This window comes from Actinomadura gamaensis (genome assembly GCF_042652125.1).
GTDB classification, from domain to species: domain Bacteria; phylum Actinomycetota; class Actinomycetes; order Streptosporangiales; family Streptosporangiaceae; genus Spirillospora; species Spirillospora gamaensis.
The window spans coordinates 176,255-189,522 of sequence record NZ_JBHSIT010000002.1 but is presented as its reverse complement, the minus strand read 5'-3'; the positions used below and the strand labels follow the sequence as shown (position 1 = coordinate 189,522).

Genomic DNA, 13,268 nt, shown 5'->3' with positions numbered 1-13,268 from the left:
CAGCTACGTCCCGCCATACACCCGTCCGACCCACCACGCTTGCGGTACTTTGCGGACGAATCGCGCCCGGCGCTCCCGGGACGAATCGCGCCCGGCACTCCAGGAAGGACCGAGCCCTTGACCGACGACAGGCTCCGCGTGATCGGACGCGTCGAGTCGTCCCTGACCGACCGGGCGGCGGCCCCGCGCCAGCCGGACGAGGGCGCCCCCGACGCCTGGCTCGTCTTCGACGACCACTACGCGCCCGCCCTGGACGGCCTTTCGCCGGGCACCGACGCCCTCCTGCTCACCTGGCTCGACCGCGCCGACCGCGACACCCTGACCGTCCACCCCCGCGGCCACACCGCGCGCCCCCGCGCCGGCGTCTTCGCCACCCGCAGCCCCGACCGCCCGAACCCGATCGGCCTGCACGAGATCCACATCCTCGCCATCGCGGGACCCCGCGTCCACGTCCGCAACCTCGAAGCCCTGAACGCCACCCCGATCCTCGACCTCAAACCCCTCCTCACCCCCGACCGCTGACCACTCCCGACCGCCGATCACCGGGACGGCGGGCGCAGCCGCGGCGGCGCGCCCGCCCGACCGGTGGCCGGCGGTCGCGGGACGGGTCCGGTCAGGTGCTGTCGGGGTTCTCCAGGCGGAAGAAGTTGCTCTGGGCGCCGTCCTTCTTGTGCTCCTGGTAGATGAAGTTCAGCTTGCGTTCGTCGAAGGTGCGGAACCAGTCGTCCCAGGAGATGTGCTCCAGGCTCTCGCCGCCGTAGCCGGGGAAGTCCATGAGCAGGCGGCCCGGGCGCCCGTCGTACTCGCTGCCGGGGACGGTCGCGGGTTCCGCGCCGCGCTCCCGGGCCCAGTTCATGATCGTGTCGTGGTCGGTCGTGACCAGGCTGCGGCCGGGGCGTTCCTCGTGCTCGTCCGGCGAGGTCACGTGCTGCTGGTACTGGTGCTCGCCCTGGACCGGGCGGCCGGCTGCGGACATGATCGGCTCCTTTCGTCGTCCGTCGCTCTTCCTGGCCCGTGCCCGCGACCAGGGTCTTATGCCTGGGAACTGGTCCGAAATCCGAATTTCGGACCAGTTCGCCGCCATGGCGGGGGAAAGCGGGCGTCAAGCGCGTGAGAGGCGGGCCGCCTGGTGGCGGCCCGCCTCTCGTTCGGAGGGGTCACTTGGCGAAGTGGGTGCGCAGGGTGCGGCCGTGCGCGATCAGGGCGACGCCGGCCAGCAGGAGCGCGCATGCGGCCTGCTCAAGGCGCATCCAGACGGGGAACATGCCGGGCAGGGCGACGATGACGACCGTGGCGGCGAGCATGACGGTGGAGACGATCCGCACTCGCCGGTAGGCGCCGGACGAGCCGCGGGCGGCGCGCAGGGTGAGGGCGACCAGGACCAGCGAGCTGACCGCGACGATGCCCAGGCGGATCCAGACGGGCTGGGCGGCCGAGGCGCCGGCGGCGGCCAGGGCGGTGACGGTGGTGACGCTGACGGCGGCGTAGGAGCCGGCCAGCATCGTGACCCGGCGGACGGCGGCGGAGGCGTCGAGGACGTTCGGGCTGTTCACTGCGGTGTTCGTCATGGCTTCATCGTGCTCGCGGCGCCCCCGCCCGGCCCAGTGAGTCCCTCCACGAACCGTCCATGACATTTGTCAGCGGCGACCTCGGGGCCGACGGACATGGTCGCGGTGGTTACGGTGGAGCTCATGGTGGCAGAGCTGGCCGAGGTTTCGGTGGAGGGGTCGGGCCTGGAACCCGGCGGGGTCGAGGACGCGGTGGGCGTGCTCCTCGACGCGCTGGAGGAGGTCGACCGCGGCGGGTGGTACGCGGCGCTGGAGGTCTCGCGGCCCTGGTCGAAGCACAATCCGACGCTCGTGGGCGAGTTCGCCCGTCCGGGCGCGATCCGCTGGTACCTGCGGCGGGAGCTGAGCACCCTGCTGTCCAGGGGCGCGGACGTCACCGTCCGGCCGTCGCGCCGGCGGCTCGCGTTCGACGACCCCGAGTTCTTCAAGGCGCTCGACGAGGAACGGTTCGACGTGCGGGCCAAGAAGCTGTTCCTCTTCGGCCCGGAGCGGATGGCGCTGTCCCTGGACCGCCTGTCCCACTACTGCGGCACGCCGGCCGAGTCGTTCCAGCGCTACGTGCTCTTCACCAACTACGCGATGCACGTCGAGGCGTTCCGGGAGCGGTTCCCCGACGCGGAGGGGCCGGCCCGGGAGGGCGTCCAGATGCCCGCCTGGCACCACCGGGCCGAGGACGGCGGCGGCGTGAGCATCGTCAACATCGGGGTCGGGCCGGCCAACGCCAAGACGGCCACCGACCACCTCGCGGTGCTGCGTCCGGACACGATGCTGATGATCGGCCACTGCGGCGGCCTGCGGAACCACCAGCGGATCGGCGACTTCGTGCTCGCCACCGCGTACCTGCGCGCCGACCACGTCCTGGACGAGGTGCTCCCGACGACCGTCCCGGTGATCCCGACACAGCGCCTCAACATGTACCTGCTGGACGAGCTCGACGTCCGCGACGTCCAGTACCGGCTCGGCACCGTCTACACCACCGACAACCGGAACTGGGAGCTCAACCAGCGGCAGCCGCTGGCCACGATGCGCGCGGCGCGCTGCGTCGCGGTCGACATGGAGTCCGCCACGATCGCGGCGAACGGGTTCCGCTACCGCATCCCGAACGCCACGCTTTTGTGCGTCTCCGACAAGCCGCTCCACGCCGAGCCGAAACTGTCCGGCGAGGCCGCCACGTTCTACGAGGCCAGCAAGCGCCAGCACCTCGACATCGCCCTGAGCTGCCTGGACCGGGTCCGCCGCAACTACCCCGGCGGCCTCCCGAACCAGGACATCCGCGCCCACGACGAGCCCCTCCTCAGCGGCAAGTAGCCCGCGCGCCGCCAGCGAGCCCCGCCGACGGCCGCGGACGGGATCGGCGGCGACCCCGGCTCGTCCTAGTCGTGCGACCGGGATTCGTCGTCCGGCCGGGGTTCCTCGTCTTGCCGGGGTTCGTCGTGTAGCCGGGGTTCGTCGTGTAGCCCGGGTTCGCGTCCGGACGCTCTGAGGGCAGCCTCCACGAACGACGTCACCAGCGGACGGCGGTCGTGCTCGTTCCAGGCGAGGACGAGGCGGCTGAGCGGCGCGTCGGCCACCGGGACGCAGGTCAGGCCGGGCGGGAGGGGCTCGGCCAGCGACCGGGGCAGCACCCCGACCATCCGCCCGACCGTGATCATCTGGAGCAGCTGGACGGCGTCGGCGACCGCCGGGCCGGTGCCGTCGCCGCCGGGGACGCCCTTCCAGCTCGGCAGCGTCTCGCCGTCCAGGTCGGGCATCCGCACCGAGGCGCGCCCGGCCAGCCGGTGCCCGGACGGGACGATGACGACGCGCTCCTCGGTGTGCAGCGTCTCGTGGGCCAGGCCGTCCAGGTCGTCGAACGGCGCGTAGAGGAGGCCGACGTCGGCGCGGCCGTCGCGCAGGAAGTCGGTGCGGTCGGCGGGCCCGCTGAACAGGATGTCCACCCGCCGGGCGTCGGGCCGGTGCGAGTACTCGGCGAGGATCCCCGACAGCAGGCCCGCGTCGCCTCCCGGCTTGAGCACGAGCCGAAGCTGGGCGTGGGGGTCACCGGCGCGGCGGGCGTTCCGGACGGCGGCGCCGACCGCGTTGAGCGCGTGCCGCCCGTGCTCCTGGAGCGCCCGTCCGGCCGGGGTGAGCTCCACGTGGCGGCTGGACCGGACGAACAGCGGGACGCCGAGCCGCGCCTCGACCCGCCGGATCGCCTTCGACAGCGCGGGCTGGGCGATCGACAGCCGGACGGCCGCCCGTCCGAAGTGCAGCTCGTCGGCGACCGCCATGAAGTACTCGATCTCGCGGGTCTCCAGCTCGGCCATGCCTCCAGGTTATCGCTGAAGAACGAACGTGTCTTGGACTCCGGCGCCGGCCGTCGCCGAGAATCGACACATGGTTCAGCACACAATGCTCGTCTCGTTCGAGCGTCCTCTGCCCGACAACGAACTCGATCAATATCTCGCGGATATCGAACGCGCCATGCGCGACACCGGTCTGGTCCGGTCGTTCGCCGCCCGGCGGCACCTGCCCGTCCCCGGCGAGGAGGCCATCCCGGCGATGATCGCGACCGCGCTCGTCCAGGTCGCGGTGGCCGACATGGAGGCGCTGGCCGCGGCGTTCGCGGCGCCCGGCGTCCACGAGGTCATCGACCGGTGGCAGGCGCGGCACCCGTACCGGGTCGCCTGGGCGAACCACGAGCCCCTGGCATGAGCGAAACGGCGTGAGCGAAACGGCATAAGCGCGACGGCATAAGCGCGACGGCGTGAGCGCCCGGCAGGAGGCGATCACGCCGTCTCGGTGATGCGGCTCGCGGAGGTCAGAAGACCGGCGTGCCGTTCCGGGTGAGACGCCAGTTCACGGTGTGGAAGGCGGCCGGGTCGATCGTGCCGGACGCCGAGGCGTAGGCGACGATCGCCTCCCGGATGGCGAGCTGCGCGTTGTAGACCACGGGCGCGGTGGTGATGTGCGGGAAACCGCCGCCGCCGGACTGGCGGTAGTTGTTCACGGCGACCACGAACTTCTGGTCCGGGGTCACCGCCGCGCCCTTGTAGGTCAGGTTCGCGATGCGCGAGCCGGCGTCCTTGGAGATGTCGATGTCGTAGTCGACGCCCGAGAGCTGGTCGTAGTTGTAGTCTGGCCGGTTGTTCTCGTTGGTCCAGGACGCCGGGTCGACCGGCGCGTCCGGCGCGGTCTTCTTGAAGTACTGCGCCGAGTACTCGAGGTAGTCCTTGAGCTGCGCGCCCGTCAGGACGCTCGCCATGAGCGTGTTGTCGTAGATGTAGAGCCCGGCGATGTCCCGGATGGTGACCTGCCCGGCGGGGAAGGTCGCGGCCCGGCTGAACGGCGCGGCGATCGACAGCACCGGCAGGGACGCATGCTCCGTCCCGGCGACCGCCTCGGTGACCTTCGCCGTCTGGACGAGCTGGACGTAGTCCAGGATCGCGGTGTCCTTCCAGCAGGACTCCGCCGCCGACAGCGCCTGCGTCGAGGTCGCCACCTTCTGGTTCACGTAGCCGACGACCGCGTCGTGCTGCTTCTTGACCAGCCTGACGATCGCCTGGTCCTCCTCGACGGTGTTCGTGTTCACCGTCGTGGCGGACTTGCCGGTGACCTTCCAGCGGCCCCGGTCGCGGGTGAGGGTGAGGTCGAAGACCGACAGCCGCTCGCCCCAGCACTTGGGCTCGCTCATCACGACGCTCTGGCCGGTGGCCTTGTTCGTCACGTACCGGACGGGGATGTCGAGGTGCGCGTGCCCGAACAGGATCGCGTCGATGCCGGGGACCTGCTCGGCGACCATCGCCGAGGCGTTCTCGACCGGGATGTCGCCGCCGTAGGACGACAGCCCGCTGTCCCCCGCGTGCGCGCTGACGACCACGACGTCGGCGCCCGCGGCGCGGATGACCGGCACCCAGCGCTTCGCCGTCTCGACCAGGTCGAGGAAGTCGAGCTTCCCCGACACGTTGGCCTTGTCCCAGATCGCGACGCCGGGGTTGGTGAGGCCGAGCAGCCCGACCTTGATCGGCGGATGCCCGGGGACGTGCATCCGCTTGATCATGTACGGCCGGAAGGCCGGGCGCCGGGTGCCCGCGTGGACGGCGTTGGCGGCGAGCACCGGGGCGTCCATCTGGCCGATCCACTTCTCCAGCAGCGGCAGCCCGTAGTTGAACTCGTGGTTCCCCAGCGCCACGGCGTCGTAGCCGATGGCGTTCATCAGCCGCGCCATCGGGTGGACGTCGCCGGTCTTGGTGATCGGCTCCACGGTGGCGTAGTAGTAGCCGAGCGGGGTGCCCTGGATGGTGTCGCCCGCGTCGAACAGCAGGGTGCGGTCGCGCCCGCGCGTGGCGCGGATCTGCTCGACCAGGCTCGACACCCGCGCGAGGCCGACGACGTTCCCGGCGCTGTCCCTGTAGGCCGCGTCGGTGTAGTAGTCCCAGTTCACCGCGTGGCTGTGCAGGTCGGACGTCCCCATCACGGTGATGGTGACCGACTTGTCCCGGCCGGGGGCCGCGGCCTGCGCCGAGCCCGGCCAGCCGGCCACCGCCAGCGCTCCGGCGGCGGTCAGCCCGCCGAGCACCCGCCTGCGGCTCACGCCCGACGGCGCCTCCGCGCCGTCCGGCACCCGGCAGGAGCACCAGCGCGGCGCCGGACCCGTGCCGTTACCCGCATCCGCCATGTCTCACGTCCTTCTCTAGTGGGGCAAGGCGACACAATAGCGGCGCCATCCGGACGAACGTCGGCGGCGGCGTCAGCGGTGCGCGGCGCCCTCGGGCGACGGCCGCTCCCGCACCGGGCCGGCTTCCGCCGGAGTGCCCTCGACGCGCAGGTCGGGAAGGCCGCGCAGGAGGCGGGACGGACGCCAGGCCCGGGCGCCGAGGAGACCGAGGATCGCCGGGGCCACGGTCAGCACCAGCAGCGCCTGCACGAGGACGGCGACCGACAGGCCCAGGCCGAACTGCTTCATGATCCGGTCGGACGACAGGGTGAAGCTCGCGAACACGGCCGCCATGATGAGCGCCGCCGACAGGATGACCCGTCCGGACGCCCGCAGTCCCTCGGCGACCGCCCCGGACGCGTCGCCCGTCCGGCTGAAGGCCTCCTTGACGCGGGACAGCAGGAACATCTCGTAGTCCATGCTCAGCCCGAAGAGCAGCGCCATGAGCGTCATCGGCGTGTAGCTCTCCAGGGGCCCGGTCCGTCCGATGCCGAACGCCTCCTTGGCCCATCCCCACTGGAACACCGCCACCAGCACCCCGTACGCGGCCACCAGGGACAGGACGGTGAGCAGGACGGCCGTGACCGGCACCGCGAGGTTGCGGAACAGCAGGACCAGCAGGAGCAGCGACAGGCCGAGCACGGCCAGCACGAAGGCCGGGAGCCGGGAGCCCATCCGGTCGGCGAGGTCCTGGAAGGTGGCGGTGACGCCGCCGACGTGCACGCGCATCGCGGTGCCGGACGTCGCGTCGGGCAGCACGTCGTCGCGGAGGCGGCGCACCAGGTCGCCGGTCGCCCGGTCCTGGGCGTCCGTGCGCGGCGTGACGACGATCATCGCGGCGGCGCGGTCGCGGCTGAGCACCGGGGGCGTCGCCGCCGCGACGCCGGGCGTGGACGCCACGCGCTTCACCAGGCCGTCGAGCGCGGACGGCGCCGTTCCGCGCAGATCGACGGCCAGGGTGAGCGCGGCGGTCGAGCCGGGGCCGAACGCCCGCGTCTCCAGGTCGAAGGCGCGGCGGGTGGTCTCGGACGTGGGCCGGTTGCCCGCGTCGCTGCTGCCGAGGCGCAGCGCGAAGGCGGGCGTCGCGAGGACGGCCAGGACGGCGAGCCCGGCGGCGATCACGAGCGCGGGACGGCGGGTGATCCCGGCGTGCCAGCGCGTCCAGCCCGCGCCCTTTCCCGTGCCGGTTCCCGTACCGTTTCCCGCGCCGTTTTCCGTGCCGTTTCCGGCGCCAGGGCCGAGGCCCGCGCCAGTGCCGAGGCCCGTGCCATTTCCAGCGCCAGTGCCGAGGCCGGCGCCGGGGCCGCGCTCGGCCCACCGGCGCAGGCGGCGCTCGGGGACGAGCGCGAGCAGCGCGGGCACCAGCGTGACCGCCACCGCGAGCGTGACCAGCACACCGAGCGCGCAGCCGATCGCGAGCCCGCGCACGAAGCCCACGCCCATGAAGAGCATGCCCGTCAGCGAGACGACGACCACGAGGCCCGCGAACAGCACGGCGCGTCCGGCGGTGGCGACGGCCTCGCCCGCCGCCGCTTCGGGCGTCCGCCCGGCGCGCAGCGCGGCGCGGTGCCGGGTGACGACGAACAGCGCGTAGTCCACCCCGACACCGAGCACGATCATGGTCGCGACGGACATCGTGAAGTCCGGCACGACCATCGCCTTGGCGAGGAACATCACCAGGCCGAGCGAGCCGAGCAGCCCGACGAGCGCGGTCAGCAGCGGCATGCCGACGACCAGCAGCGAGCCGAAGGCGGCCAGCAGGACGATCACGGCGGCGGCGAGCCCCACCGTCTCGCTGAGCCCGGTGTCCGGGACGGGCGCGAACATGGTCCCGGCCAGCTCGGCGCGGACGCCGTCGCCGCCGTCCCGCCGGACGACCGACCTGATCTCGGAGCGGGCGGCCTTCGGCACGTCGGTGCGGGACGTGGCGAACCAGACCCGCGCGACGCCGGTCCGCCCGTCCGCGCTGATCAGGCCGCCGTTCGCGGCGTCGTAGGGGCTGACCACGTCGCGCACCGACGGGTCGGCCCGCCGCACGTCGCCGACGATCCGTTCGACCCGTGCGCGCGCCGCCGGGTCGCGCAGCCCGGCCGGGGCGGAGAACACCACCTCCCCCATGCCCTTGGACTGCTCGGGGAAGTGCCGGGCGAGCACGTCGTAGGCGTCCTGGGAGTCGGCCCCGTGCAGGGCGAACTCCGAGTCGAAGTGCGGCCGGGCCATTCCGGCGACGCTGACCAGCGTGAACGCGACGAGCAACCAGCCGGCGATCACGGTCAGGCGGCGCCGGTGGCACCAGCGTCCCAGGCGGTCCTGCATCGTCCACCTCCTAAGCGACAGTTTGGTACTACGACCCGTAGTACTACACCGTGCCGGAGGTGTTCGTACAGCGAACCGGCGAACCGGCCCGGAGAGGCCGAGGAGGGACGGGCGGAGGGTCAGCCCGCCGGGGCCAGCGTGTCCCGGCCCGCCCAGTCGTGGGGCTGCAGGAAGCGGGCCACGTCCGCCTCCGGGCTGCCCGGCTCGGGGACGATCTCGAAGCCCCAGCGCGCCACCGGCGGCATCGACATCAGGACGGCCTCGATGTTCGCGTTGGTCTGGAGCCCGAACAGGGTGCCCCGGTCGTAGACGAGGTTGAACTCGGCGTAGCGCCCGCGCCGGGCGAGCTGCCACTCGCGCTCGCGCTCGCCGTACGGCGTGTCCGCGCGGCGCGCGACGATCGGGAGGTAGGCGTCGAGGATCGCCCGGAGACCGTCGTCCACGAACGCCAGGTGTTCCGGCGACGGATGCGGCGACGGGTCGGCCACGCGGTCGAAGAAGACCCCGCCGATGCCGCGCATCTCGTTCCGGTGGCGGATATGGAAATACTCGTCGCAGGTCTTCTTCCATTCGTCGTAGCGGCCCAGTTCGTGACGGTCGCACCACGCCTTGAGCGTGCGGTGGAAATGGACGGCGTCCGCGTCGAACCCGTACATCGGAGTGAGGTCCATGCCGCCGCCGAACCACCATTCCTCGTCGGCGATCTCGAAATACCGGAAGTTCGCGTGGAAGGACGGCGTGTAGGGGTTGAGCGGGTGCAGGACCATCGAGATCCCGGTCGCCACGAACGGTTTGTCCGCCAGGTGCGGCCGGTCCCGCGAGACGGCCGAGGGGACCTTCTCCCCCGCGACCAGCGACACGTTCACCCCGGCCCGTTCGAAGACGTTGCCGCGTTCCAGGATGCGCGCACGGCCTCCGCCCAGGCCCTGGCGCTGCCAGCGCGCGTCCCGGAACCGCGTCGTGCCGCCGTCCTGCTTCTCGAACGCCGCCACGAGGCGGTCCTGGTGGGCGCGCAGCAGTTCGGTGACCTTCTCGGCGTGGCTCATCGGCCCTCGCCCTCCTCCCGGACGAAGTCGTGGACGAGATCGACCAGGCGCGCGACGTTGTCCGGCGGCGTCCCCTGGAGCACGCCGTGGCCGAGGTTGAACACGTGCGGCCCGCCCTGGCCCTCGCGGAGCACGCGGCGCGCGGCGGCGAGCAGGTCGCCGGGCTCGGCGAGCAGCACGGCCGGGTCGAGGTTGCCCTGGAGCACCTTGCCGGGCAGCGCCGCCCGGACGGCGTCCAGCGGCTGCCGCCAGTCCACGCTGACCACCTCGGCGGGCAGCCGGGCGATCTGCGGGTACAGGTGGGCGGCGCCGACCGCGAGGTAGACGCGCGGGACGCCGGTGTCGGCCAGGCCGTCCAGGACGCGCCGCGCGTAGGGCATGCCGAAGGTGGCGTAGCCGCGCCGGTCGTGGACGCCCGCCCAGCTGTCGAACAGCTGCACCGCCTCGGCCCCGGCCTCGATCTGCATGCGCAGGTAGCCGGTGGTGACGTCGGCGAGCTTGTCCAGCAGGTCGTGCGCGGCGCGGGGCTCGCGATGCAGCCAGGCGCGGAACTCGGCGTAGTCGGACGACCCGGCGCCCTGCACGGCGTACCCGGCGACGGTCAGCGGGGCGCCCGCGAACCCGATCACCGGCACCTCGGCCTCGGCGCGGACCAGCCGGATCGCCTCGCCCACGAACGGCGCCACCTCATCGCCGCCGGGGGTGGCGAGCCGAGCGACGTCGGCGGCGCTGCGCAGCGGGGAGCGGATCACCGGCCCGGGCGCGAAGTCCACCGGCACTCCCATCGGCGGCAGCGGCGTCATGATGTCGCTGAAGATGATCGCCGCGTCCAGCGGGAAGCGGCGCAGCGGTTGCAGCGTCACCTCCGCCGCGATCTCGGGCGTGCGGCACATCTCCCAGAACGCGTGCCGCTCCTTCAGCGCCCGGTACTCGGGCAGGTAGCGGCCCGCCTGGCGCATCAGCCAGACGGGCGCGCGGTCCCCGGCGAGCCCGCGCGCGGTGTCGAGAAAGAGGGTGCGTGCGCGGACCTCGGTGCCGTCCGCGTCCGTTTCGGTCGTGGTCACATTTCCTCCAGGAATGACGCCGCCGGTCGGCCGTGCCGTGACATTAGCCCGGCATGTCCCGGCCGTCACGGGACGCGTTTCTTTACCGCACTTCCCGGCGGCTAGTACGGCAGCGGGCGGAGACTTCCGTACTTGCCTGGACCGCGCTGAATTCGGCTGCCTACGTTCGTGCCGCCCCGCAGCGATCCCCGCAGCGATCCCCGAAGACCGCCCGAACGCGCCACGAAGGTGACCTTTTCCGTGATGCAGCTACACACCGTCGGCGTCGACCACACGACCGCCCCGATCGGACTGCTCGAACGCCTGGCCGTCCCTCCCGACCGCATGCCCGCGCTGCTGGCGCGGCTCAGGGACCATCCCGCCGTCGGGGAGGTGATGGTCCTCGCCACCTGCAACCGGCTGGAGGCCGTCCTGTCCACCGGCCACCGCAGCGCCGCGACCTGCCATGTCGTCGAGACGTTCGCCGCCATGGCGGGCGTCCCGGAGCACGACGTCTGGGAGTCGGTGGCGATCCGGCGCGAGACCGAGTCGGTCGCCCACCTGCTCCGGGTCGCGTGCGGCCTGGAGTCGATGGCGGTCGGCGAGGAGCAGATCGTCGCGCAGCTCCGGTCCGCGCTGCGCGCGGCGCGGGAGGCGGCCACGGCCGGGCCGCTGCTGATCGCCGTCACCGAGCACGCGCTGCGGACCAGCAAGACCGCCCGCAGCGAGACCCGCGTCGGCCAGGCGGGCGTCTCGCTGGTGCACGCCGGGCTGGACGCCGCCGCCGAGACGCTCGGCGGCCTCGCCGGCCGGACGGCCCTCGTCATCGGCACCGGCACGATGGGCGCGCTCGCCGCCCGGCTCCTGCGGGACGCGGACGCCGGCGCCCTCCACGTCGCGAGCCGCACCCCGGCCAACGCCGAGCGGATCGCCGGAGAGGTCGGCGGCACCGTGGCGCCCGAGGCCGCGTGGGCGGACGTCCTCGAACGCTGCGACCTGGTCGTCTCGTCCACCGGGGCGCACGGCCACGTGCTGGACGCCGACACGCTGCGCAGGGCCCGCAAGAACGCCGGCAACCCGCCGATGGTCGCGCTCGACCTGGCGATGCCGCGCGACCTGGACCCGCTGTGCGCGGACGTGGACGGCGTCCACCTGGTGGACCTCGCCGCGCTCGGCCGGCTGCTGTCGCGGCGCGGCCCGGCCGCCGACCTCGCCCGGACGGCGGAGATCTGCGCCGAGCAGACCGGCGCCTTCCTCGCCCGCCGGCTGGAGTCCTCGGTCCGGCCGCTGATCGTCGCGCTGCGCGCGCGCAGCCGCGAGGTCGTGGACACCGAGCTCGACCGGCTCGGCAAGCGGCTGCCGCACCTGGCGGACGGCGACCGGGAGGCGACCGTGGCCGCCGTGGACCGGATCGTGGCCAAGCTGCTGCACACCCCGATCACGCGGGCCAAGCAGCTCGCGGGCACCCCCGACGGGCGCCTCTACCTGGAGGCCCTCTTCCACCTGTTCGACCTGGACACGAGCGAGGCCCACGCATGAGCCCCCACAGCGATCACGACCACCCCGCCACGCACGCGCACGGCGCGCGCGAGGAGAAGCGTCCGCTGCTGCTCGGCACCCGCCGCAGCAAGCTCGCCGTCGCGCAGGCCACCTGGGCCGCGCACCGCGTCACCGAGGCGACCGGACGGCCCGTCCGGCTCGTCACGCTGTCCACCGAGGGGGACGAGAGCGACGCGCCGATCGAGCGGTTCGGCTCCACCGGCGTCTTCGTCACCGCGCTGCGCGAGGCGCTGCTCGCGGGGAAGGTCGACTTCGTCGTCCACTCCTTCAAGGACCTGCCGACCGCGCCCGAACCGGAGCTGCGCCTCGCCGCCGTCCCGGTGCGGGAGGACCCGCGCGACGCGCTCGCCGGACCGGCGGGCCTCCCGGCGGACTTCGCCGGGTTCCCGCCGGGCACGCGCGTCGGCACCGGCTCGCCGCGCCGCGCGGCCCAGATCCTGGCCGTCGCGCCGCACGTGTCGGTCGTCCCGCTGCGCGGCAACGTCGACAGCAGGCTCGCGCGCGTCAGCGACGGCGACCTCGACGCCGTCGTGCTGGCGATGGCCGGGCTCGCGCGGCTGGGCCGGCTCGCCGACGTCGTCGCGCCGCTGCCGCCCGAGACGCTGCTGCCCGCGCCCGCGCAAGGCGCGCTGGCCCTCGAGTGCCGCGGCGCCGACCCGGCGACCGCCGCCGCGCTCGCGGCGGTGAACGACCCGGAGACGCGGCGCGCGGTCACCGCCGAGCGCGCGTTCCTCGCCGGCCTCGACGCGGGCTGCACCTCGCCGGTCGCGGCGCTGGCCGTCCGGGAGGGGGACGGCCGGACGCTGCGCCTGGACGGCATGGTCGCCACCCCCGACGGCTCGACCGTGCTGCGCCGCTCCCTGAGCGCGCCGGTGACGCGGACCGAGCACGCCCGCGCGCTCGGCGAGCGCCTCGCCCGGATGCTGCTCGACGCGGGCGGCGGGGACCTCCTCGCCGCGCAGCCGCCGGTGGACGACCCCCGCCGCCGTCCCGCGCAGGCCCCCCACCAGCCGACGACGCCCGCCCTGGGCTGACCCGT

The 13,268-nt window shown here is 73.4% G+C and carries 12 protein-coding genes; 5 read left to right on the top strand and 7 right to left on the bottom strand.

Going from position 1 to position 13,268, the window contains the following annotated elements:
• Nucleotides 1-117 precede the first annotated feature (117 nt).
• Nucleotides 118-522 carry a tRNA (N6-threonylcarbamoyladenosine(37)-N6)-methyltransferase TrmO gene (gene tsaA, locus ACFPCY_RS06750; protein WP_378252750.1) on the top strand — a complete coding sequence of 135 codons (405 nt, stop codon included), beginning with the start codon at nucleotides 118-120 and terminating at the stop codon, nucleotides 520-522.
• A gap of 91 nt (nucleotides 523-613) precedes the next feature.
• Here the strand turns inward: tsaA and ACFPCY_RS06745 are convergent, their stop codons facing one another.
• Both ACFPCY_RS06745 and ACFPCY_RS06740 read right to left on the bottom strand, forming a co-directional pair.
• Nucleotides 614-976, bottom strand: a complete 363-nt coding sequence (locus ACFPCY_RS06745) for a hypothetical protein (RefSeq protein WP_378252749.1) — start codon at nucleotides 974-976, stop codon at nucleotides 614-616.
• A gap of 181 nt (nucleotides 977-1,157) precedes the next feature.
• Nucleotides 1,158-1,568: a hypothetical protein gene (locus ACFPCY_RS06740; RefSeq protein ID WP_378252748.1), complete on the bottom strand. Its 411-nt coding sequence runs from the start codon at nucleotides 1,566-1,568 to the stop codon at nucleotides 1,158-1,160.
• Nucleotides 1,569-1,691: 123 nt separating this feature from the next.
• On the opposite strand from ACFPCY_RS06740, the gene ACFPCY_RS06735 reads away from it, so the two are divergent.
• Nucleotides 1,692-2,876 carry a phosphorylase family protein gene (locus tag ACFPCY_RS06735; protein ID WP_378252747.1) on the top strand — a complete coding sequence of 395 codons (1,185 nt, stop codon included), beginning with the start codon at nucleotides 1,692-1,694 and terminating at the stop codon, nucleotides 2,874-2,876.
• A gap of 65 nt (nucleotides 2,877-2,941) precedes the next feature.
• Here the strand turns inward: ACFPCY_RS06735 and ACFPCY_RS06730 are convergent, their stop codons facing one another.
• Nucleotides 2,942-3,874 (bottom strand): LysR family transcriptional regulator, encoded by a 933-nt coding sequence (locus tag ACFPCY_RS06730; protein WP_378252746.1) that lies wholly within the window; start codon nucleotides 3,872-3,874, stop codon nucleotides 2,942-2,944.
• 70 nt (nucleotides 3,875-3,944) lie between these two features.
• Here ACFPCY_RS06730 and ACFPCY_RS06725 point away from each other — a divergent pair, with 70 nt between their 5' ends.
• On the top strand, nucleotides 3,945-4,262 hold the full coding sequence (locus ACFPCY_RS06725; protein WP_378252745.1) for a hypothetical protein: 318 nt from the start codon (nucleotides 3,945-3,947) through the stop codon (nucleotides 4,260-4,262).
• 106 nt (nucleotides 4,263-4,368) lie between these two features.
• Here the strand turns inward: ACFPCY_RS06725 and ACFPCY_RS06720 are convergent, their stop codons facing one another.
• The 4 genes from ACFPCY_RS06720 to hemE form a co-directional block, all read right to left on the bottom strand.
• Nucleotides 4,369-6,225 carry a bifunctional metallophosphatase/5'-nucleotidase gene (locus ACFPCY_RS06720; protein WP_378252744.1) on the bottom strand — a complete coding sequence of 619 codons (1,857 nt, stop codon included), beginning with the start codon at nucleotides 6,223-6,225 and terminating at the stop codon, nucleotides 4,369-4,371.
• Between the two features lie 72 nt (nucleotides 6,226-6,297).
• Entirely contained in the window at nucleotides 6,298-8,580 is a 2,283-nt protein-coding gene (locus ACFPCY_RS06715) for an MMPL family transporter (RefSeq protein ID WP_378252743.1), read from the bottom strand.
• A gap of 119 nt (nucleotides 8,581-8,699) precedes the next feature.
• Nucleotides 8,700-9,626 (bottom strand): oxygen-dependent coproporphyrinogen oxidase, encoded by a 927-nt coding sequence (hemF, locus tag ACFPCY_RS06710; protein WP_378252742.1) that lies wholly within the window; start codon nucleotides 9,624-9,626, stop codon nucleotides 8,700-8,702.
• Entirely contained in the window at nucleotides 9,623-10,690 is a 1,068-nt protein-coding gene (gene hemE, locus ACFPCY_RS06705; protein WP_378252741.1) for a uroporphyrinogen decarboxylase, read from the bottom strand. Before hemE ends, hemF begins: the two co-directional genes overlap by 4 nt.
• A 243-nt stretch (nucleotides 10,691-10,933) precedes the next feature.
• Here hemE and hemA point away from each other — a divergent pair, with 243 nt between their 5' ends.
• Both hemA and hemC read left to right on the top strand, forming a co-directional pair.
• Complete coding sequence (gene hemA, locus ACFPCY_RS06700) at nucleotides 10,934-12,208, top strand: glutamyl-tRNA reductase (protein ID WP_378252740.1); 1,275 nt, start codon at nucleotides 10,934-10,936, stop codon at nucleotides 12,206-12,208.
• Nucleotides 12,205-13,263 carry a hydroxymethylbilane synthase gene (gene hemC / locus ACFPCY_RS06695; RefSeq protein WP_378252739.1) on the top strand — a complete coding sequence of 353 codons (1,059 nt, stop codon included), beginning with the start codon at nucleotides 12,205-12,207 and terminating at the stop codon, nucleotides 13,261-13,263. The genes hemA and hemC overlap by 4 nt, the downstream gene beginning before the upstream one ends.
• The last annotated feature ends 5 nt before the right edge of the window (nucleotides 13,264-13,268 follow it).